The following is a 19,591-nucleotide window of genomic DNA, read 5'->3' as shown; positions in this document are numbered from 1 at the left end:
GCCATGTTCGACATGTTCACCCAGGACCCCGAGGCCGTCGGCGGCTCGCTCACCCTCAGCGCCCTGTGCGCGCTCATCCCGCTCGCCGTGCTGTTCGTGATGCTCGGCGGGCTCAAGATCCGGGCCTGGGTCTCCGGGCTGGTCTCGCTGCTGGCCGCGCTGGTGGTGGCGGTCGTGCTGTTCGGGATGCCCGTGGGGCAGAGCATCAGCGCCGGGCTCGACGGGGCGCTGTTCGGCTTCTTCCCGATCATGTGGATCGTGCTCAACGCGGTGTGGATCTACAACCTCACCGTCGCCTCGGGCCACTTCGCGGTGCTGCGCCGCTCCTTCGAGCGGGTCAGCCCGGACCAGCGGATCCAGGGCGTGATCATCGCCTTCTGCTTCGGTGCGCTGCTGGAGGCGCTCGCCGGCTTCGGCACACCGGTCGCGATCTGCACCGTGATGCTGATGGCGCTCGGCTTCGCACCGCTGAAGTCCGCGGTGGTCGCCCTCGTCGCCAACACGGCACCGGTGGCCTTCGGCGCGATCGGCATCCCGGTCGTCACGCTCGCCCCGATCGTCGCCGGGGTCTCCGACGACCCGCGGCTCTCCGACGCGAACGCGCTCGGGACGCTGGGGTCGATGGTGGGCCGCCAGACGCCGATCCTGGCGCTGATCGTGCCGCTGATCCTGATCTTCATCATCGACGGGCGCCGCGGGCTCCGGCAGGCGTGGTTGCCGGGGCTGGTCTGCGGCGTCGTGTTCGCACTCGCGCAGTTCGCCACCGCCAACTACCTCTCGGTCCAGCTGACCGACATCGTCGCCTCGCTGCTGGCCGCGGGGGCGCTGGTGCTGCTGGTGCGGGTCTGGTCTCCGGCGGAGACGGTGGCGGCGGACCGGCCGGTGACCGAGGAGGTGGCCGAGCACGACTCGCGCGCCGACGTGCTGAAGGCGTACGCGCCGTACGTCGTGATCATCGTGATCTTCTCCGTCACCGCGATCCCGGCGGTCACGGACCTGCTGGCGAAGGAGCCGTTCACGTACGTCTTCGACTGGCCGGGACTCGACATCGCCAACGCCGCCGGCGACCCGGTGGCCACGACGTTCAAGCTGAACTGGCTCGGGGCCGCCGGCACCCTGCTCGTGATCGCGGGGCTGATCAGTGTCGCGATCCTCAGGCTCCCGTGGGGGAAGGTGGCCGCGACGTACGCCTCCACCTACGTCGAGCTGCGCGCCGCCGTCATCACGGTCATGGCGGTGCTCGGCCTGGCGTACGTGATGAACCTGTCCGGGCAGACCGCGTCCCTCGGGGTGTGGCTCGCCGGGACCGGCGGCGCGTTCGCGATCCTCTCTCCGATCCTGGGCTGGATCGGGACCGCGGTCACCGGCTCGGACACCTCGTCGAACTCGCTGTTCGGAGCGCTGCAGGTCCAGGCCGCCGCCAAGGCGGGCCTGGACCCGGTGCTGATGTCGGCGGCGAACTCCTCGGGCGGCGTGCTGGGGAAGATGGTGAGCCCGCAGAACCTCGCCATCGCGGCCGCCGCCGTCGGGATGTCCGGGCAGGAGGGCGAGATCTTCCGCAAGGTGATCGGCTGGAGCCTGCTGATGCTGGTCCTCATGTGCGTGATCGTCGGGCTGCAGTCGACGCCGGTGCTCGGCTGGATGGTGCCCTGACGTCGGCCCCGTAGCCTGGGGCGCGTGCCCACACCCGACGACCGCCGCTCCGTGGTCGGCGACGTCGATTTCCCACCGACGTCGGGCACGGTCACCGGCTGGTTCGGGCTGCTGCTGGTCGCCGTCGGGGTGTACGTCGTCGTGGTCGAGACCTCCGGCCTCGCCACCGTCCGCGGTGTGCTGGTGCTGCTGGTCGTCGCGGTGCTGGTGCACGCGTACCTGCTGCGCCCGCGGGTGAGCATCGCCGCCGACGCGCTCGTCCTGGTCAACCCGCTGAGCACGGTGCACGTGCCGCTGCAGCGGGTCCGCTACGTGACGGTGCGCTCGGTGACGAAGGTGTCCACCGAGGAGCGGGCCTACACCGGCGTCGGTGTCGGACGGACGATGCGACAGATGGTCCGCCCGTCCGCGGAGGGTGTCGTGCCGACCCCCGGCGCCTGGGGCGGCCGGTTCCTCGGCGGCAACGGGATCGGGGTCCCCGGTGGCAGCAGCACGCCGAAGTCCACCGAGACCGCCGACCTGCTCGAGGACACCGTCGCCCGCGCCGTGCTCCAGGTGCGCGACGCCCGCGCCGGCCAGGAGGCCCCCGCCGTACGACGCGAGTGGGCGCTGCTCGACGTCGTCCCCGCGGCAGTGCTCGTCGTCGCCCTCGTGGTGACGCTCGCGCTGTAGCCGCGGCCCGCTACAGCCCGGCGGCGGCCTTGAGGTCGGCCTTGATCGCGTCGAGGCGCTGGGCGGCGACGATGCGTGCGGCGGCGACGGGCTGGTCGTTCTCGGTGGTCTCCTCGACCGGGACGACGACCTCGAGGTAGCACTTCACCTTCGGCTCGGTCCCCGACGGGCGCACGACCACCCGCGCCGACTGCGACATCGCGAACCGCAGCCCGTCGGTGGGCGGCAGGTCCGCGGAGCCCTCGGCGAGGTCGTCCACCGCGAGGACGTCCAGCCCGCCCAGCGAGGACGGCGGGTCCGAGCGCAGCCGGTCCATCGTCGCGGGGATCGCCGACAGGTCGTCGAACCGCACGCTGAGCTGGTCCGTCGCGTGCAGCCCGTGCAGGGTCGCGAGCCGGTCGAGCACGTCGAGCAGGGTCTCGCCGCGGGCCTTCAGCCCGGCCGCCATCTCGCAGACCAGCAGCATCGCGGAGACGCCGTCCTTGTCGCGCACGTGCGCGGGGTCGACGCAGTAGCCGAGCGCCTCCTCGTACCCGTACGCGAGGCCGTCGACCCGCCCGATCCACTTGAACCCGGTCAGCGTCTCGGCGTGGGGCTGGCCGGCGGCGGACGCCATCTTCCCGAGCAGCGAGGAGGAGACGATCGAGGCGGCGTACACCCCCGTGCGGCCGGACCACAGCAGGCTGTGGGCCAGCAGTGCGCCCACCTCGTCGCCGCGCAGGGTCCGCCAGCCCTGGCCCTCGACGGGCACCGCGACGGCGCACCGGTCGGCGTCCGGGTCGTTGGCGACCACGAGGTCGGCGCCGACCTCGGCGGCCAGGGCGAGGGCCAGGTCCATCGCCCCCGGCTCCTCGGGGTTGGGGAAGGCGACGGTGGGGAAGTCCGGGTCGGGGTCCGCCTGCTCGGGCACCACGTGCGGTGCGGCGAACCCCGCTCGCTGCAGCACGCTCGTCGCGACGTCCCCGCCGACCCCGTGCATCGGCGTGTAGACGAGCGAGAGGTCGCGGGGTCCGTCGCCGACCAGCCCGGCGACGACGCTCTCGTAGCGCTCCAGCAGGTCGTCGCCGAGCACCTCGGCGTCGGACCCGCGCGGCACGTCGGCCAGCGCGCCGACCGCGGCGATCCGGGACGCGATCTCGGCGTCGGCCGGCGGCACGATCTGGCTGCCGTCGCCGAGGTAGACCTTGTAGCCGTTGTCCTGCGGCGGGTTGTGGCTCGCCGTCACCATCACCCCGGCCGCGCAGCCGAGGTCGCGGATCGCGTACGCCAGGACCGGTGTCGGCAGCGGGCGGGGGAGCAGCAGCGGGGTGAGGCCCGCACCGGCCATCACCTCGGCGGTGTCGCGGGCGAAGACCTCCGAGTTGTGGCGGGCGTCGTACCCGATGACGACGGGGCCCTGGGCGCCGGTGTCGCGGAGGTACGCCGCCAGGCCGGCCGCCGCGCGCAGCACCACGACCCGGTTCATCCGGTTCGGCCCGGCCCCCAGCCGGCCTCGCAGACCGGCGGTGCCGAACTCCAGCGTGCCGTCGAAGCGGTCCTCGAGGTCGGCAGCGACGTCCGGGTCGTCCGCGCGGGCCAGCAGGTCCGCGAGCTCCTCACGGGTCGCCGGATCGGGGTCCTCGGCCAGCCAGGCGCTCGCCCGGTCCTGCAGATCGCTCACCGAGGGCACGTTACTAACCTGGTCGCGTGAAGGGGACCTCGCAACGCATCTGCGTCTACCTCGGCTCCAGCCCCGGCAACGACCCGGCGTACGTCGCCGCCGCCGAGCACCTCGCGGCCCGGCTGGCCGCTCGCGGCCTCGGCCTGGTCTACGGCGGCGCGTCCGTCGGCACGATGGGCACGCTGGCCGACGCCGCGCTCGCCGCCGGCGCCGAGGTCGTCGGCGTGATCCCGCAGAGCCTGCAGGACAAGGAGGTCGGCCACACCGGTCTGACCGAGCTCGCCGTCGTCGGGTCGATGCACGAGCGCAAGCTCGAGATGATGGACCGCTCCGACGCGTTCGTCGTGCTGCCGGGTGGCTCGGGCACGCTGGAGGAGCTGTTCGAGACCTTCACCTGGCTGCAGCTCGGCATCCACGACAAGCCGATCGGCCTGCTCGACGTCGCCGGCTACTGGGCGCCGCTCGTGGCGTTCCTCGACCACGCCGTCGCCGCCGGGTTCCTGTCCCGCGACCACGCCGACATGCTTCTCGTGGACGAGGACGCCGACCGGCTGCTGGACCGCTTCGAGGACTGGGAGCCGCCGCGCACCTCGAAGTGGGCGGACCGCACCGAGGCATGAGCTTCCGCTTCACCCACTCCTGGGACGTCACCGCTGCGCGCCCCGTGGTGTACGACGTCCTCCGCGACGTCGCGTGGTACCCCGCCTGGTGGCCCCAGGTCCGCGCGGTCGCGTTCGTCAGCGACACCACCGGCCGGGCGGTCTGCCGCTCGCTCGCCCCGCTCGACCTGGACCTCTGGCTCACCTCCGAGCGCGAGGACCCGGACGCCGGGGTGCTCGGGGTCCGGCTCGAGGGTGACCTCGAGGGCTGGTGCCGTTTTGAGCTCTCCGACACCGGGACCGGCACCCACGTCGACTTCCGGCAGGAGGTCGAGGTGTGCCGCCCGGGCCTCGCGCGGGCCGCACGGGTCCTCGGCCCGGCCCTGCGGCTCAACCACGCCTGGATGATGCGGGGCTGCCGTCGCGGCCTGGCGCGGCGCGTCTCCTAGGACACGGTTCTCGAGCCACGGCCTGCTGCGCGCCAGCGGCTGAGCGACGCAGCCTAGACCCGGGTGCGAGGCCCGAAGACCGGCTCGTTGTGCCCGAACGCCGCCGACCGGGCGGCCTTGGTGTTGGCCGCGGCGAGCAGCGCGGCCTGCTCGACCCGCTCGGCCGCGAGCACCCGTCGTACGCCCGAGCGCCAGTGACCGTTGAACAGCCGCTTGGCCGCGGCCAGCGCGTCGGGGGAGCGGCGGGCCAGCTCGTGGGCGAGGTCGAAGGACGCTGCCAGCGGGTCGGTAGCCAGCTCGGTGACCAGGCCCTTCGCCTCGGCCTGCGTGCCGGTGAGCAGCTGTCCGGTCATCGTCAGCCGCTTGGCGGTGTCGATGCCGACCAGCTCGGCGAGGGTGCGGATCCCGGTCATGTCCGGGATCAGCCCCCACTTGGCCTCCAGCACCGACCACTGCGAGTCCGGTGAGGCGATCCGGAAGTCCGCCGCAAGTGCGAGCTGCAGCCCGCCGCCCAGGCAGTGACCGTGCACGGCTGCGACCACCGGCACCGGCAGGCGCCGCCACGCCCAGCAGGCCTCCTGGAAGGTGTTCGTGCCGCGCCAGGGCCGCGGCAGGAACGAGGTCACGATCCCGAGCGGGTCGCGCACCACGGCCCCGAAGTCGAGCCCGGCGCTGAACGCCTCGCCCTCACCCGAGAGCACAACCGCGCGCAGCTGCCGGTCGCGGCGCAGGTCGTGGGCGGTCCGGGCGAGCTGGCGCAGCGTGTCCAGGGTCAGCGCGTTCAGCTTGTCCGCGCGGTCGAGCCGCACGTGGGCGATGTGGTCGGCGACGGTGCAGGTGACGTACGACGGCTCGGGCACCGCTCCAGCGTACGGGCGCCGTCGGCGGTGCCCCGGGGGTGCAGCTTCATCACGGTATGCAGGCGAGCTGTCACTCCCCACGGTGGGCCCACCACGGGGAGTGACAGCTCACTGTGGGGAGCTCGAGCCGATGGTCGATTCGCCGTCGATGTCCCTGCATGCCGTGGGGAACCTGCACTCGGGGACGACGGAACCCGGCACCCTCCCCGTCGCGCACCCTGTCACCCGCGCGCTGAGCGCTCAGGCGTCGATCGAGCTCATGTCGCCGTAGCGCTCCCCGGCGACGGCGCCGCGCGGCACGGCGCGCTCCAGCGAGGCGAGGTCCTCGTCGGTGAGGTCGACGTCGGCGGCGCCGACGTTCTCCTCCAGGTAGCGCACCCGCTTCGTCCCCGGGATCGGGGCGACACCGACGCCGAGGACGTCCTGCTGCGCCAGCACCCAGGCCAGCGCGAGCTGCCCGGGCGTGCACCCCTTCGCGTCGGCCAGCGAGCGGACCGCGTCCACGAGGGCGAGGTTGGTCTGCAGCGCCTCGCCCTGGAAGCGCGGGAAGTACGACGTCGCGCGCGAGTCGCCCTCCGCGGGCGTCTGCGTGATCGCGCCGGTGAGCAGCCCGCGCCCGAGCGGGGAGTACGGCACCAGTCCGATGCCGAGCTCGAGGAGCACGGGGACGATCTCGTCCTCGACGTGCCGGGTGAACAGGGAGTACTCCGTCTGCAGCGCCGTGATCGGGTACGTCGCGTGGGCGCCGCGGATGGTCGCGGGCGAGGCCTCGGACAGGCCGAGGTGGCGCACCTTGCCGGCCTCCACGAGCTCCGCCATCGCTCCGACGGTCTCCTCGATCGGGACGGTCTTGTCGACGCGGTGCTGGTAGTAGAGGTCGATGTGGTCGACGCCCAGCCGGCGCAGCGAGGCGTCGCAGGCGGAGCGGACGTACTCCGGCCTGCCGTTGACGCCCAGGCGGGTGCCGTCCTCGGCGCGCTCGTTGCCGAACTTGGTCGCGAGCTGCACCTCCTCGCGCCGGCCGGCGATCGCGCGACCGACGAGCTGCTCGTTGACGAACGGGCCGTACATGTCAGCGGTGTCGAGGAAGGTCGCGCCGAGGTCCAGCGCCCGCTGGATCGTCTCGACCCCCTGACCCTCGTCGGTGGTGCCGTAGAACTCGCTCATCCCCATGCAGCCCAACCCGAGGGCCGAGACGTCGAGTGCGGTCGGTCCGGTGCCGAGCGTGCGGGTCGTCAAGGTCATGCCCTCCACTGTGGCACGCCCTCAGATGCCGGGGACGACGGCGGCGAGCAGGTCTCCCATCCGCGTCGCGGCGGCCTTGCCGGCGGCGAGGACCTCCTCGTGGTTCAGCGGGCTGTCAGAGATCCCGGCGGCGAGGTTGGTGACCAGCGACAGCCCGAGCACCTCCATCCCCGCCTCACGGGCCGCGATCGCCTCGAGCGTGGTGGACATGCCGACCAGCGAGGCTCCGAGCCCCCCGGCCATCCGCACCTCCGCAGGGGTCTCGTAGTGCGGGCCGCGGAACTGCGCGTACACGCCCTCGGCGAGCGAGGCGTCCACCGACCGGCACAGCGCGCGCAGGCGGGGGGAGTACAGGTCCGTGAGGTCGACGAAGCTCGCCCCCTCGATCGGCGACGTCGCCGTCAGGTTGACGTGGTCGCTGATCAGCACCGGCGTGCCGGGCGACCAGGACGGGTCCAGGCCGCCGCAGCCGTTCGTGAGGACGACGGCGCGGCACCCGGCCGCGGCTGCGGTACGGACGCCGTGCACGACGGGCCGTACGCCGAGGCCCTCGTACAGGTGCGTACGGCCGAGGAAGACCAGCAGGTCGCGGTCACCGGAGCGGACCGACCGGATGGTGCCGGCGTGCCCGGCGACGGCCGGCGGCGCGAAGCCGGGCAGCTCGGTGCTGGCGACCTCCGCCGTCGTCGTGCCCAGCGCGTCGACGGCGGGCAGCCAGCCCGACCCCATCACCAGCGCCACGTCGTGGCGCTCGACGCCGGTCCTCTCGGCCAGGACCCGGGCGGCCGCTGCTGCTTCCTCGGTGTACGTCGTCACCCGAGGACCCTAGTGACCCGAGAGCTCGGCGTCCTCGGCCGCCGCCTCGCGGACCGTCTCGGCGGCGTACGCCTCGGCGGCCTCGGGCGACAGGCGCATGAAGTACGCCATCGCGTAGATGATCGCCGAGAGCAGGAGCACCAGGGGCAGGGCGCCCTCGAAGCTCAGCAGGTCCAGGTTGCCGGCAGCGGGCTCGGGGTAGCTGCCGACGTAGGACAGCACCGTCAGCCCGGCCAGCCACGGCAGCACCCACAGCCCCGACTTCAGGTCGAGGTTCTGCCCGCGGAGCCCGCCGGTGGCGGAGAAGATCGCCAGCAGCACAAAGCCGATGACCACGGCCAGCATCAGCTTCCACACCGTCGTCCAGCCCGACCAGTAGACGATCAGGTTGGAGCCGTAGAACGCGAGGAACGGGATCACGTGACCGCCCGGGAGGCGGAAGGGGCGCTCGCGGTCGGGCATCTGCCGGCGCAGCGCGGCGAACACGAGGGGTCCGGAGGCGAAGGACAGGACCGTCGCGGAGCTGACGAAGCCGACCAGCTGCTGCCAGCTCGGGAAGGGCAGGAAGGCGATCAGGCCGATCACGAAGGCGAGCACGAGGCTGACCAGCGGTGCGCCCGACCGGGTGGTCTTCGACAGCGCCTCGGGCGCGTTGCCGTTGCGCGACATCGCGTAGGAGATGCGCGAGGTCACCGTCGTGTAGATCAGACCGGTGTCGCCGGGGGAGACGACGGCGTCGACGTAGAGCAGCGTCGCCAGCCAGCCCAGACCGAGGATCGTGGCGATCGCGGCGAGCGGGCCGAAGGAGTTCGCGAAGTCGAGGTTGCCCCAGCTCCCGCTCTTGGACAGGACGTCCCCGGGCAGGGCGCCGATGAAGGCGATCTGCAGCAGGATGTAGATGATCGCGGTGACCAGGACCGACCCGACGACCGCGAGCGGCACGTTGCGCCGAGGGTTGTCGGTCTCACCGGCCAGCTCGATGCCCTGGCGGAAGCCCAGGAACGAGAAGACGATCCCGCTGGTCGCGATCGCGGTGAAGATGCCGTGCGGGCCGTCCGGGGCGAACCCGTCCATGGCGCTGAAGTTGGAGCCGTGGAAGGCGGTGACGAAGAACGCCACGACCACCAGCACGATGATCACCAGCTTCCACGTGACCAGCGCGTTGTTGATGCGGGCGAACCAGCGGATGCCGAAGTAGTTGATCAGCACGAAGACCGCCATCAGGACGACGGCGGCTCCGTAGCCGAGAGCGGTGAGGGTGTAGACCGACTCGCCGTTCACCGTCGACTGGTTGGTGAAGTCGGCGTACTTCGTGCCGTACTGCAGCGCGGCCTCGACCTCGATGGGCGCCGTGGTGGCCACGGCGACGTAGGTGATCCAGCCGGAGGTGAAGCTGGCGAAGTTGCCGAAGCTGATGTGGGGCATCCGGACGACGCCGCCCGAGAGCGGGAACATCACGCCCAGCTCGGCGTAGCACAGCGCGATGAAGAGGATGAGGACGGCGCCGAGGGCCCACGAGATGATCGCGGCCGGGCCGGCGGTCTGTGCAGCGTTGAGGGCGCCGAACAACCAGCCGGATCCGATGATCGAGCCGACGCTGGCGAACAGCAGGCCGACCGGTCCGATGTGTCGCTTGAGGTTCGGCTCCGAGGCTTCGCTCGGTGCGTCCTTCGTGGGCGTGCTGGTCATAGGGGTCCTCATCGGCTCTCAGCGGCCGGGCGAGCCGCCTCGTACGCTTGCCCTGGACAACCAATCACCTACCTCATTGGCCCCAGAGTCAAGTGAGGGTAGCCTTACCTGCATGGCTACGCAGGCGTCGCAGGACGCGTACGACACCGACCCCGCCGCGCCTCGCCGGCTCGACCGGCTGTTCGTCCTCGACCAGGTCGAGGTGGTGTCCTCGCAGTGGCTCTCGCCGACGTTCGTACGCCTCGAGCTCGGCGGCGACTGCCTGGCCGAGTTCGGCGTCGACGGGCCCTCGTACGACCAGAGGATCAAGCTCGTCGTCCCGGGGGAGTCCGGCCGGCTGCCGGTCATCGACGGTGCCGACGAGTCCTGGTACACCACCTGGCTGGACATCCCGGCCGAGGAGCGCGGTCACATGCGCACCTACACCGTCCGCGAGGTCCGCGGCTCCGGGACCGACACCCGGGTCGTCGTCGACATCGCGGTCCACGGGGACCCGCCGACCGGGCCCGGGGCCGCGTGGGCCGCGGCGGCACGACCCGGTGACCGCTGCGTGATCGTCGGCCCGCGACGCGGGGTGGGCTTCGGCGGGATCGAGTTCGGCCCGGGCGACGCCGAGACGCTCCTCCTGGTCGCCGACGAGACCGGGGTGCCGGCCGTCGCCGCGATCCTCGAGCAGCTCGCCGAGGTCGACCCGGACGCGCACGGGGTGGCCTTCCTGGAGGTCCCGGTCTGCGACGACGTGCAGCTGCTGAGGGCCCCGGACGGCGTCGACGTGCGCTGGCTGGTCCGCAAGGGATCGCCCTGGGGGGCCAAGGCGATCCCCGCCGTCCGCCGTCACGTCGGGCTCACCGAGCAGCCGGGCGACCCCGCCGATCAGGTCACGCCGCTGCCGCCCGACGAGGTGGACGTCTGGGAGACGCCGGCCTACTCCGCCTCCGGTGAGGAGATCGGCGAGACGCTGCCGCACCACCTGCGCTGCTACGCGTGGATCGCCGGTGAGTCGACCGTCGTCCGCACGCTTCGCCGGGCGCTGGTCAGCGAGCTCGGCTGGGAGCGTGCGCAGGTCGCCTTCATGGGCTACTGGCGCGAGGGCGTCTCGATGCGGTCGTAGGCGCTCCTGACCGCTCCGGCAGGATGGGCCACGTGGAACGCGTGGTGATCGTCGGTGGAGGTCCTGGCGGGTACGAGCCCGCGCTCGTCGCTGCCCAGCTCGGCGCCGAGGTCGTGGTCGTCGACACCGACGGCCTGGGCGGCTCCGCCGTGCTCACCGACTGCGTGCCCTCCAAGACGCTGATCGCCACCTCCGAGCTGATGGGCGACCTCGTCGTCGCCCCCGAGCTCGGCGTCAACTTCACCGACGCCGAGGGCGACGCCGCGACGAGTGTCGTCGTCGACCTGGCCCGGGTGAACCGGCGGGTCAAGGCGCTCGCCGAGTCGCAGTCGCGCGACATCGCGCGCCGCGTGGAGCGGGAGGGGGTCCGCGTCGTGACCGGGCGCGGTCGGCTCGACGGGCCGCAGCGCGTCGTCGTCGACCTCCCGGACGGTGGCACCGAGACCCTCGACGCCTCGATGGTCCTGCTCGCCACCGGCGCCGCTCCGCGCACCCTCCCGAGCGCGCAGCCCGACGGCGAGCGGATCCTGACCTGGGAGCAGGTCTACGACATCGACGAGGTCCCCAGCAGGATGATCGTGGTGGGCTCGGGGGTCACCGGCGCGGAGTTCGCCTCCGCCTACCTCAACCTCGGCGTCGACGTCGTCCTGGTCTCCAGCCGTGACCTCGTGCTGCCCGGCGAGGACGCCGACGCCGCCGAGGTGCTCGAGGACGTCCTCGAGCGCCGCGGCATGACGGTGATGCACCGGTCCCGGATGGAGTCGGTCACCCGCGACGGCGACACCGTGACCGTGACGCTGACCGACGGCCGCACCGTCAAGGGGTCGCACTGCCTGCTCGCCCTCGGCTCGGTCCCGAACACCGCCGGCATCGGGCTCGAGGAGTCCGGGGTGGCGCTCGGCGACGGAGGTTTCGTCACGGTCGACCGGGTCTCGCGCACCACCGCGCGCGGGGTGTACGCCGCGGGTGACTGCACCGGCGTGCTGATGCTCGCCTCCGTCGCGGCGATGCAGGGCCGGATCGCCATGCAGCACCACCTCGGCGACGCCGTGGCACCGCTGGATCTCAAGCACGTCTCGTCCAACGTCTTCACCTCTCCCGAGATCGCGACCGTCGGCTGGTCGCAGAAGGCCGTCGACGAGGGAGAGATCGTCGCCGAGTCCGTACGCCTCGACCTCGCCGGCAACCCGCGGGCCAAGATGCAGGGGGTCAAGGACGGGTTCGTGAAGCTGTTCTGCCGCCCCGGGACCGGCATCGTGGTCGGGGGAGTGGTCGTCGGTCCTCGCGCCTCGGAGCTGATCCACCCGCTGTCCATCGCGGTCTCGCAGTCCCTCACCGCGGACGCTCTCGCCGGGGCGTTCACCGTCTACCCGTCGATGAGCGGCTCGGTCGCGGAGGCCGCGCGCCGGCTGCACCACCGGCCGGCCTGAGTTTCGGAAAAACCGACGAAACGGACATCTTCCTCCGTAGTCTTCGGCGGTGCTCCCGCCTCGCGCCGTCTCCCTGCTGCTCGTGCTCGTCGCCGCGCTCCTCACTGCGGCGGGCACCGGGTCGACCGCGTCCGCGGCGACGGTCTCTCAGACCTTCACGGTGCCGGCGAGCGGTCGCTTCACCGTCGTCGGTCACGGCTTCGGGCACGGCCACGGCATGTCGCAGTACGGCGCCGACGGTGCGGCCGCGCGCGGGCTGGGCCACGAGAGGATCCTCGCCTTCTACTACCCCGGCACCACCCTGTCCCGCACGAGCGGTGACATGCGGGTGCGGATGACCCGGATCGCCGCACCGCTGCTGGTGCAGCCGCACGCCGGCCTGCAGCTGCTCGACAGTGGCGTGCGCACCTGGAACACGCTGCCCACGGCCGCCGGGATCACCCGGTGGCGCCTGACCACGTCCGGGACGCGCAGTGCCGTGGACTTCCTGCAGAGCGGCACCTGGAAGCGCTGGCACGTCCTGTCCCGCGACGGCGTCTTCCGCAACCCGGTCGCCGGCACGGTCACGACGGTCCAGGGTTCGGCGCGGACCGTCCTGCGCGACCGCGTCGCCGCGATCACCACGCGCGCCGGCTCGGCGTCGCGGGAGGTCGTGAACACGCTGCCGCTGGAGAGCTACCTGCGTGGCGTCGTCGCCCGGGAGATGCCGGCCTCGTGGAGCACCGAGGCGGTGCGCGCGCAGGCCGTCGCGGCGAGGACGTACGCCGTGTGGTCCCGTGCCCACGGGGACGGCGGCCGCTCGTACTCCGACATCTGCGACACGACCTCGTGCCAGGTGTACGCGGGCGTCGCCGGCGAGCACCCGCTGGCGGACAAGGCGATCGCGGCGACGTCCGGGAAGGTGCTGACGTACGCCGGCAAGCCGGCGTTCACGCAGTTCTCGGCCAGCAGTGGCGGCTGGAGCGCCGCAGGGAGCGTGCCGTACCTCGTGGCGCGCAGCGACCCGTACGACGCCACCAGCCGCAACACGGTGCACACCTGGTCGACGCCGGTCTCGACGAGCACCCTGCAGCAGCGCTACCCGGCGATCGGCCGGCTGCGCTCGATCGTGGTCACCGGGCGGCAGGGGCCGACGTCGGGCGGGCCGCAGTGGGGCGGCCGGGTCTCGACGCTGAAGCTCGTGGGCACCAAGACGTCGGTCTCGATCAGTGGTGACACGATGCGCGCCGTGCTGGGGCTCCGCTCGACCTGGTTCTGGTTCGGCGCCTGAGCGCCGGCCGACGACTCAGCCCGACTTCCGCGCCAGCCGCTCCTTGAGCTTGCGGCGCTTGCGTCGCAGCCGCTCGACCTCGGCCTGCAGCTCCATGACCCGGTCCTGCTCCTCGGCCAGCCTGACGAGCAGTCCGGCCGTGCCGTCGATCGCGGCGGAGAGCAGCGCGTCGGCCTCGACGTCGTCGGGGTGCGGGGAGCCCGGCTCGGGCTCGGCGGGCAGCAGGTCGTCGAGGTCGCCGTGCACCTGCCAGCCGGCCGCGTCGACGGCCTTGGCCCACAGCTCGGCCCGGTCGCGCATCGGCCCGACCAGCGAGACCGGCAGCACCGGGCGGGGTGACCCGAGCCCGGCGAGGACCTGCTGGGCGTAGACCCGCTTGACCGTCCGTCCGTACCGCGGGCGGTCCAGCACGCCCTTGTGGTCGCGGCTCAGCGCGCGGTTCACCTGGCGCAGCACGCTGATCTCGGCCGTCCCCAGCGAGGCGTTGCCGTGCTCGCGGCCCGCGGGCTCGAGGTCCGTGGCGTCGATGCCGAGTGCCTCGGCGAACCTGCCCCAGAGCACCCTCGGGTCGGTGCCGCGCGGGGGTGCGGTGACCAGGTGGACCCGCTCGGGCGGCAGCGAGCGCCCCCACCGGTCCAGCACCGCGGTCAGGTCCTGCGCGCCGCGGAAGCGTCGCGCGTGCTCGGAGTCGGTCTCGCCGTTCAGGACGGTGCGGGTGAACTTCTCGAACCGCAGGCGGCGGGCGTGCTTGATCCCCTCCTGCCACTCCGCCAGGGCCTGCCTGGCGGGGTCACGGGCGGTGACGACGAGGTGCACCTCGAGGGGCGCCAGGAGATCGAGGGCCGCCTGCGCCTGCTCGGCGGTCGCCGCCCCCAGCAGCTCGTGGGACAGCACGGAGTGGCGCCCGCGGCCGGCCGACTGGTGCACCCGCTCGGCGACGCGGGCGAACGCGCCCCGTACCCGCTCGGGGTCGCGGCCGAAGCCGTCGTACTCGCGGCGTACGTCGAGCGCGGCGTCGACCATCACCGCGTCGCCGACGGGGAGGTCGACGCCGAGGTCGGCCAGGTGCGACTCGTGCCGCGCCAGGGAGGACTGCAGGAACGTGGTCCCCGACTTGGGCAGCCCGACGTGGAGGTGGACCCGGGGCGTCGGCCGGCCCTTCGCCGCCATCAGGCGACCCCGTCCAGCAGCTCCAGCCAGTCCTGGACGATCCGCTCGGTGGTGTACGACTCCGCGTCCAGCCAGGCCTGCTTGCCCAGGCTCCGGCGCAGCTCGGCGTCCCCGATCAGCGTGTGCAGCGCCCGGGTGAAGCCGGCCACGTCGCCCTCGGCCACCAAGAAGCCGTTCTCGCCGTCGCGCACCATCTCGGCGGGCCCGCGCGGGCAGTCCATCGCCACCATCGGCACGCCCTCCGCCATCGCCTCGAGGAGCACCATCGGGAAGCCCTCCGCAGAGGAGGTCATCGCCAGCCCGGACGCGCCGCGCAGGGTGGCGGCCATGTCGTCGACGTACCCGGCCAGGCGGACGCGGTCATCGATCCCGTGCGCGTCGATCCGCGCCTGCAGCGCCTCGCGGCGCGGTCCCTCCCCGTGGATGTCCAGGGACCAGTCCGGATGCATCCGGGCGACCCCGGCGAAGGCGTCGATCAGGCGCGAGAAGCCCTTGACCGGCACCAGACGGCCGGCCGCCACCAGGCGCTTGGCCTCCAGCGGCGCGGGTTCGGCGGCCGGTGCCCAGGACAGGGCGTTGCGGATGACGCGCACGCGCTCCGGGCCGAGCGCGAACCGCTCGCGGTAGTCGCAGGCGTCCGCGTCGGTCAGCACCACCCACGCGTCGAGGGAGGGGATCGCGGCGTCGAGGACGGAGGCGAGCCACGGCTGGCGGTAGCGGCACGGGTAGTTCAGGTGGTCCCAGCCGACGACCCGCACGCCCTTCGCGCGCCACCGCGTCGCGGCCAGGTGCAGCGTCGGGCGCGTCGTGACCAGCGTCCCCGGCTCCAGCCGGGACAGCCGGCGGCGCAGCGCGTGGTCGACCAGGCCGGTCAGCGCGCCGTCGCCGGGTCCGTCGTCAGGCGGCTGCGGGACCAGCCGGCTCGGCCGCCGGTGCCGCGCCCGGTCGAGGGGGCCGGGGCCCTTGACGAGGTCGACGAGCACCTCGTGCTCGATGCGGGGGTCGAGGGTGTAGCGCGGCTCCTGCCCGCGGCGCAGCACGCTGATCACCCGGACCGGCCGGTGCGCGACCAGCTGGTTCGCGAGGTTCAGGACCGTGCGCGCCAGTCCGCCGTGCCCCGTGCTGTCGAGGAGGAGGAAGCTGACCGGTGCCGTCACGCCGACACCGTGCCGCGCTCACCTCACGTACGGACGAACCGCGCGCGACCCCCGCGTGAACGTCAGTCGGTGATCTCGCAGACGACGTCGCCGTTGCCGACGCCGTCACCGACGCCGACCGTGAGCCCGGAGACCGTGCCGGCCTTGTGCGCCTTGAGCGGCTGCTCCATCTTCATCGCCTCGATGACGACGATGGAGTCGCCCTCGGCGACGCTCGCGCCGTCCTCGACGACCACCTTGACGATGGTGCCCTGCATCGGGCTGGTGACGGCGTCGCCGCTGACCGCTGCGCCGGCAGCGCCGGCCTTGCGCTTCTTCGGCTTCTTGGCCGCTGCGGACCCGCCCCCCACCGACAGGCCGCCGAGATCGCCGGGCAGGACCACGTCCAGGCGCTTGCCGCCGACCTCGACGACCACGCGCTGCCGCTCGCCGGCCTCCTCGGCCTCGCCGCGGTCGCCGGAGTACGGCTCGATCTGGTTGTCGAAGTCGGTCTCGATCCACTGGGTGTAGACGTCGAAGCCCTCACCGTCACCGATGAACGCCGGGTCCGCGACGACCGCCTGGTGGAAGGGGATGACGGTCGGCATCCCGTCGACCACGAACTCCGCCAGCGCGCGCCGCGAGCGCTCCAGCGCCTGGGTGCGGTCACGACCGGAGACGATCAGCTTGGCGATCAGGGAGTCGAAGGAGCCGGGGATGGTCTCGCCGGCGACGTACCCGCCGTCCAGGCGCACGCCGGGGCCGCTCGGGGGGTCGAAGACGGTCAGGGTGCCGGGCGCGGGCATGAAGTTCGCACCGCCGTCCTCGGCGTTGATCCGGAACTCGATGGAGTGCCCGCGGATCTCGGGGTCGTCGTAGCCGAGCTCCTCGCCGGCCGCGATCCGGAACATCTCGCGGACCAGGTCCAGGCCGGTGACCTCCTCGGAGACGCAGTGCTCGACCTGCAGGCGGGTGTTCACCTCGAGGAAGGAGATGGTGCCGTCCTGGGCGACCAGGAACTCGCAGGTGCCGGCGCCGACGTACTCGGCCTCGCGCAGCAGCGCCTTGGACGACTCGTACAGCGTGGTCACCTGCTCGTCGGTGAGGAACGGCGCGGGCGCCTCCTCGACCAGCTTCTGGTTGCGCCGCTGCAGCGAGCAGTCGCGGGTGGAGACCACCACGACGTTGCCGTGCTGGTCGGCCAGGCACTGGGTCTCGACGTGCCGCGGGTGGTCGAGGAACTTCTCCACCAGGCACTCGCCGCGACCGAAGGCGGAGACCGCCTCACGGGTCGCGGCCTCGAACGCGTCGGGGATCTCCTCCATCGTGCGGACGACCTTCAGGCCGCGCCCACCGCCGCCGTAGACGGCCTTGATCGCGATCGGGAGGCCGTTCTCCTCGGCGAAGCTCGTGATCTCCTCGGGGCCCTCCACGGGGTCCTTGGTGCCCGGTGCGAGCGGGGCGTCGACCTTGACCGCGATGTGCTTGGCGCGCGCCTTGTCGCCGAGGTTCTCGATCGCCTTCGGCGACGGCCCGATCCAGATCAGCCCGGCGTCGAGGACGGCCTGGGCGAAGTCGGAGTTCTCGGCGAGGAAGCCGTAGCCGGGGTGGACCGAGTCCGCGCCGGACTTCGTCGCGACGGCCACGATCTTCTCGATGTCGAGGTAGGAGTCCGCGGGCGTGGAGCCCTCGAGCGAGTACGCCTCGTCCGCGAGCTTCACGAACTGCGCGTCGCGGTCGGGCTCCGCGTACACCGCGACCGAGGCGATGCCGGCGTCGCGGCAGGCCCGGATGACGCGCACCGCGATCTCGCCGCGGTTCGCGATCAGCACCTTCTGGAGGCCGTCGCTCTTGGTGGGGGTCTCGTCGGACATCGGTCGTCACGCTCCTGGTCTCGTCGTACGCCGAGGGCACGGTATCGCCCCCGTCGGGTGACCAGGTGTGCAGGCTGAACTTGACAGTTCAGACTGTCTAGTTTCAGGATCGGCGGGTGGGTGCCAGCGAGGAGTCGGTCGTCCGTACGGCCCGCGACCTGGTGACGGCGTACAGCCGGCTCCGACGACGACTCAAGTCGCTGGGGGAGTCCGGCGGTCTCACCCCGAGCCAGACCTCCGTGCTCAGCCGGCTGGAGAAGTCCGGCCCGGCGGGGACCAGCGAGCTGGCCGCCGCCGAGCGGGTCCGGCCGCAGTCGATGGCGGCGACCGTCGCGGCGCTGGAGGAGCGGGGCATGGTGCAGCGCGCCTCGGACCCCGGCGACGGACGTCGCCAGGTGATCTCGGTCTCCGACGAGGGCCGCACCTGGCTGGCCGAGACCCGCGCGGTCCGCGAGGAGTGGCTGGTGGCGGCGCTGGCGCAGCGGCTCGACGCCGACGAGCAGCGCACGGTCCGGGAGGCCGCCGCGCTGGTGGAGCGGGTCCTGGACGCCGACGCGGGTCCGGCGCGGTGAGTGGTACGGACGCGCGCTCGCGCTTCGACCGCCGGCTGCTGCCGGTGATGGTCCTCGGCGCGGTCCTCAACCCGATCAACTCCTCGATCGTGGCCGTCGCGCTGGTCCCGATCGGCCGCGCGCTGGACGCACCGGCCTCGCAGACCGCCTGGCTGGTCTCGGGCCTCTACCTGGCGACCTCGATCGGGCAGCCGGTCGTCGGGCGGCTCGTCGACGTGCTCGGCCCGCGCCGGCTCTCGCTCGCCGGTGCCGTGCTGATCGGGCTCGGCGGGCTGATCGGCACCCTCGCCCCGAACCTGCCCGTCCTCGTCGTGGCCCGGGTGGTGCTCGGCCTGGGCACGTGTGCCGGGTATCCCGCGGCGATGTACCTGATCCGCAGCGAGGCGCGACGGACCGGTGAGGAGAGCCCGCAGTCCGTCCTGACGGTCCTCGCCGTGTCCAGCCAGACGATCGCGGTCGTCGGGCCGACGCTGGGTGGTCTGCTGATCGGCGTCGGCGGCTGGCGCGCGACCTTCGCCGTCAACCTGCCGCTGGCCGTGGTGACCTTCGTCCTGGCCTGGCTGCGGATGCCGCGCGGCACGATCACGCCGCCCACCGCCGCGCGGCCGTCGTACGACCTGCCGGGCGTCGCGCTGTTCTCCGGGACCCTCATCGCCCTGCTGCTGTTCCTCATGGAGCCCTCGCTCGACGACACCTGGCTGCTCCTGCTCACCGTCGTGCTGGCGGTGCTGTTCGCCGTGCGCGAGCTGCGGGCGAGCGACCCGTTCCTGGACGTGCGGGTGCTCGGCCACAGCCCGGCCCTCCTCGCGACCTACCTGCGTCAGCTGCTGACCGGGATCACCGCCTACTCGGTGCTGTACGGCGTCACCCAGTGGCTCCAGGACGGCCGCGGCCTGTCGCCGTCCCAGGCCGGGGCGCTGCTGCTGCCGCTGAGCGGGACCGCGCTGGTCGTCTCCGCACTGACCGGCCGGCGGGCCGAGATCCGCGCCAAGCTGGTCGTGGGTGCGTGCGCCCAGCTGCTCGGCTCGATGCTCCTGCTGCTCCTCGACGGCGCGACGCCGGTGTGGTTCCTGGTCGTGCTCATCGTGGTCTTCGGCGTGCCGCAGGGCCTGCTCAACCTCGGCAACCAGAACGCCGTGTACCACCAGGCCGAGGCGTCTCGGATCGCCTCGTCCGCGGGGCTGCTGCGCACCGGGATGTACCTCGGTGCGATCGCCTCCTCCGCGGCCGCCGGCGCGTTCTTCGGCCCGAGCGCGGACACTCCCGGGCTGCACCAGCTGGCCTGGTTCCTGGTGGTGGTCTCCGGGCTGATGACGCTGCTCACCCTGGCCGACCGCAGCCTCCGCGCGGTCGGCGTACGACACGACGAGTCCTGAGGAGGACCA

Annotated in this window: 17 protein-coding genes; 9 read left to right on the top strand and 8 right to left on the bottom strand. The window is 72.7% G+C overall.

Annotated features, from left to right (window positions below; translation table 11 throughout):
* Positions 1-3: 3 nt before the first annotated feature.
* Together IEX42_RS06390 and IEX42_RS06385 are read left to right on the top strand one after the other, a co-directional pair.
* Complete coding sequence (locus IEX42_RS06390; protein WP_229660657.1) at positions 4-1,653, top strand: L-lactate permease; 1,650 nt, start codon at positions 4-6, stop codon at positions 1,651-1,653.
* Between the two features lie 24 nt (positions 1,654-1,677).
* Positions 1,678-2,325, top strand: a complete 648-nt coding sequence (locus tag IEX42_RS06385) for a hypothetical protein (RefSeq protein ID WP_188779030.1) — start codon at positions 1,678-1,680, stop codon at positions 2,323-2,325.
* Positions 2,326-2,335: 10 nt separating this feature from the next.
* Here IEX42_RS06385 and IEX42_RS06380 read toward each other — a convergent pair whose 3' ends face one another.
* Positions 2,336-3,994 (bottom strand): phospho-sugar mutase, encoded by a 1,659-nt coding sequence (locus IEX42_RS06380; RefSeq protein ID WP_188779029.1) that lies wholly within the window; start codon positions 3,992-3,994, stop codon positions 2,336-2,338.
* Positions 3,995-4,011: 17 nt separating this feature from the next.
* Here IEX42_RS06380 and IEX42_RS06375 point away from each other — a divergent pair, with 17 nt between their 5' ends.
* Both IEX42_RS06375 and IEX42_RS06370 read left to right on the top strand, forming a co-directional pair.
* Positions 4,012-4,605, top strand: a complete 594-nt coding sequence (locus tag IEX42_RS06375; protein WP_188779028.1) for an LOG family protein — start codon at positions 4,012-4,014, stop codon at positions 4,603-4,605.
* Positions 4,602-5,033, top strand: coding sequence for an SRPBCC family protein (locus IEX42_RS06370; protein WP_188779027.1), 432 nt, complete (start codon positions 4,602-4,604; stop codon positions 5,031-5,033). The genes IEX42_RS06375 and IEX42_RS06370 overlap by 4 nt, the downstream gene beginning before the upstream one ends.
* Positions 5,034-5,086: 53 nt before the next feature.
* On the opposite strand, the gene IEX42_RS06365 is transcribed toward IEX42_RS06370, so the two are convergent.
* From IEX42_RS06365 to IEX42_RS06350, 4 genes are all read right to left on the bottom strand, one after another.
* A complete protein-coding gene (locus tag IEX42_RS06365; protein ID WP_188779026.1) occupies positions 5,087-5,893 on the bottom strand; it encodes a crotonase/enoyl-CoA hydratase family protein in 807 nt (268 codons plus the stop codon).
* A gap of 240 nt (positions 5,894-6,133) precedes the next feature.
* The gene (locus IEX42_RS06360) at positions 6,134-7,138 is read right to left on the bottom strand and encodes an aldo/keto reductase (RefSeq protein ID WP_188779025.1); all 1,005 of its coding nucleotides are present in this window, start codon (positions 7,136-7,138) and stop codon (positions 6,134-6,136) included.
* Positions 7,139-7,159: 21 nt separating this feature from the next.
* Positions 7,160-7,954 (bottom strand): purine-nucleoside phosphorylase, encoded by a 795-nt coding sequence (locus tag IEX42_RS06355; protein WP_188779024.1) that lies wholly within the window; start codon positions 7,952-7,954, stop codon positions 7,160-7,162.
* A gap of 9 nt (positions 7,955-7,963) precedes the next feature.
* Positions 7,964-9,643 carry an APC family permease gene (locus tag IEX42_RS06350; protein WP_188779023.1) on the bottom strand — a complete coding sequence of 560 codons (1,680 nt, stop codon included), beginning with the start codon at positions 9,641-9,643 and terminating at the stop codon, positions 7,964-7,966.
* A 112-nt stretch (positions 9,644-9,755) separates the two neighbouring features.
* Between IEX42_RS06350 and IEX42_RS06345 the strand changes: the two genes are divergently transcribed.
* From IEX42_RS06345 to IEX42_RS06335, 3 genes are read left to right on the top strand one after another with little or no spacing between them, the layout of a single operon-like run.
* Complete coding sequence (locus IEX42_RS06345; protein WP_188779022.1) at positions 9,756-10,754, top strand: siderophore-interacting protein; 999 nt, start codon at positions 9,756-9,758, stop codon at positions 10,752-10,754.
* A 23-nt stretch (positions 10,755-10,777) separates the two neighbouring features.
* Positions 10,778-12,184, top strand: coding sequence for an NAD(P)H-quinone dehydrogenase (locus tag IEX42_RS06340; protein WP_188779021.1), 1,407 nt, complete (start codon positions 10,778-10,780; stop codon positions 12,182-12,184).
* 49 nt (positions 12,185-12,233) lie between these two features.
* A complete protein-coding gene (locus tag IEX42_RS06335) occupies positions 12,234-13,454 on the top strand; it encodes a SpoIID/LytB domain-containing protein (protein ID WP_188779020.1) in 1,221 nt (406 codons plus the stop codon).
* Positions 13,455-13,469: 15 nt separating this feature from the next.
* Here IEX42_RS06335 and IEX42_RS06330 read toward each other — a convergent pair whose 3' ends face one another.
* The 3 genes from IEX42_RS06330 to IEX42_RS06320 all read right to left on the bottom strand — a co-directional run bounded on the left by IEX42_RS06330 (position 13,470) and on the right by IEX42_RS06320 (position 17,634).
* Positions 13,470-14,624, bottom strand: coding sequence for a hypothetical protein (locus IEX42_RS06330; protein WP_188779019.1), 1,155 nt, complete (start codon positions 14,622-14,624; stop codon positions 13,470-13,472).
* Complete coding sequence (locus tag IEX42_RS06325) at positions 14,624-15,781, bottom strand: glycosyltransferase family 4 protein (RefSeq protein ID WP_188779018.1); 1,158 nt, start codon at positions 15,779-15,781, stop codon at positions 14,624-14,626. The genes IEX42_RS06330 and IEX42_RS06325 overlap by 1 nt, the downstream gene beginning before the upstream one ends.
* 62 nt (positions 15,782-15,843) lie before the next feature.
* Positions 15,844-17,634, bottom strand: coding sequence for an acetyl/propionyl/methylcrotonyl-CoA carboxylase subunit alpha (locus IEX42_RS06320; RefSeq protein ID WP_188779017.1), 1,791 nt, complete (start codon positions 17,632-17,634; stop codon positions 15,844-15,846).
* Positions 17,635-17,750: 116 nt separating this feature from the next.
* Here IEX42_RS06320 and IEX42_RS06315 point away from each other — a divergent pair, with 116 nt between their 5' ends.
* Both IEX42_RS06315 and IEX42_RS06310 read left to right on the top strand, forming a co-directional pair.
* Positions 17,751-18,206 carry a MarR family winged helix-turn-helix transcriptional regulator gene (locus IEX42_RS06315; protein ID WP_188779016.1) on the top strand — a complete coding sequence of 152 codons (456 nt, stop codon included), beginning with the start codon at positions 17,751-17,753 and terminating at the stop codon, positions 18,204-18,206.
* Positions 18,203-19,582, top strand: a complete 1,380-nt coding sequence (locus IEX42_RS06310) for an MFS transporter (protein ID WP_229660655.1) — start codon at positions 18,203-18,205, stop codon at positions 19,580-19,582. The genes IEX42_RS06315 and IEX42_RS06310 overlap by 4 nt, the downstream gene beginning before the upstream one ends.
* The last annotated feature ends 9 nt before the right edge of the window (positions 19,583-19,591 follow it).

This window comes from Marmoricola endophyticus (genome assembly GCF_014644415.1).
In the GTDB taxonomy this organism is placed as follows: domain Bacteria; phylum Actinomycetota; class Actinomycetes; order Propionibacteriales; family Nocardioidaceae; genus Marmoricola; species Marmoricola endophyticus.
Note: the sequence above shows the minus strand (reverse complement) of the source record. Positions and strands in the feature narration are given on the sequence as shown.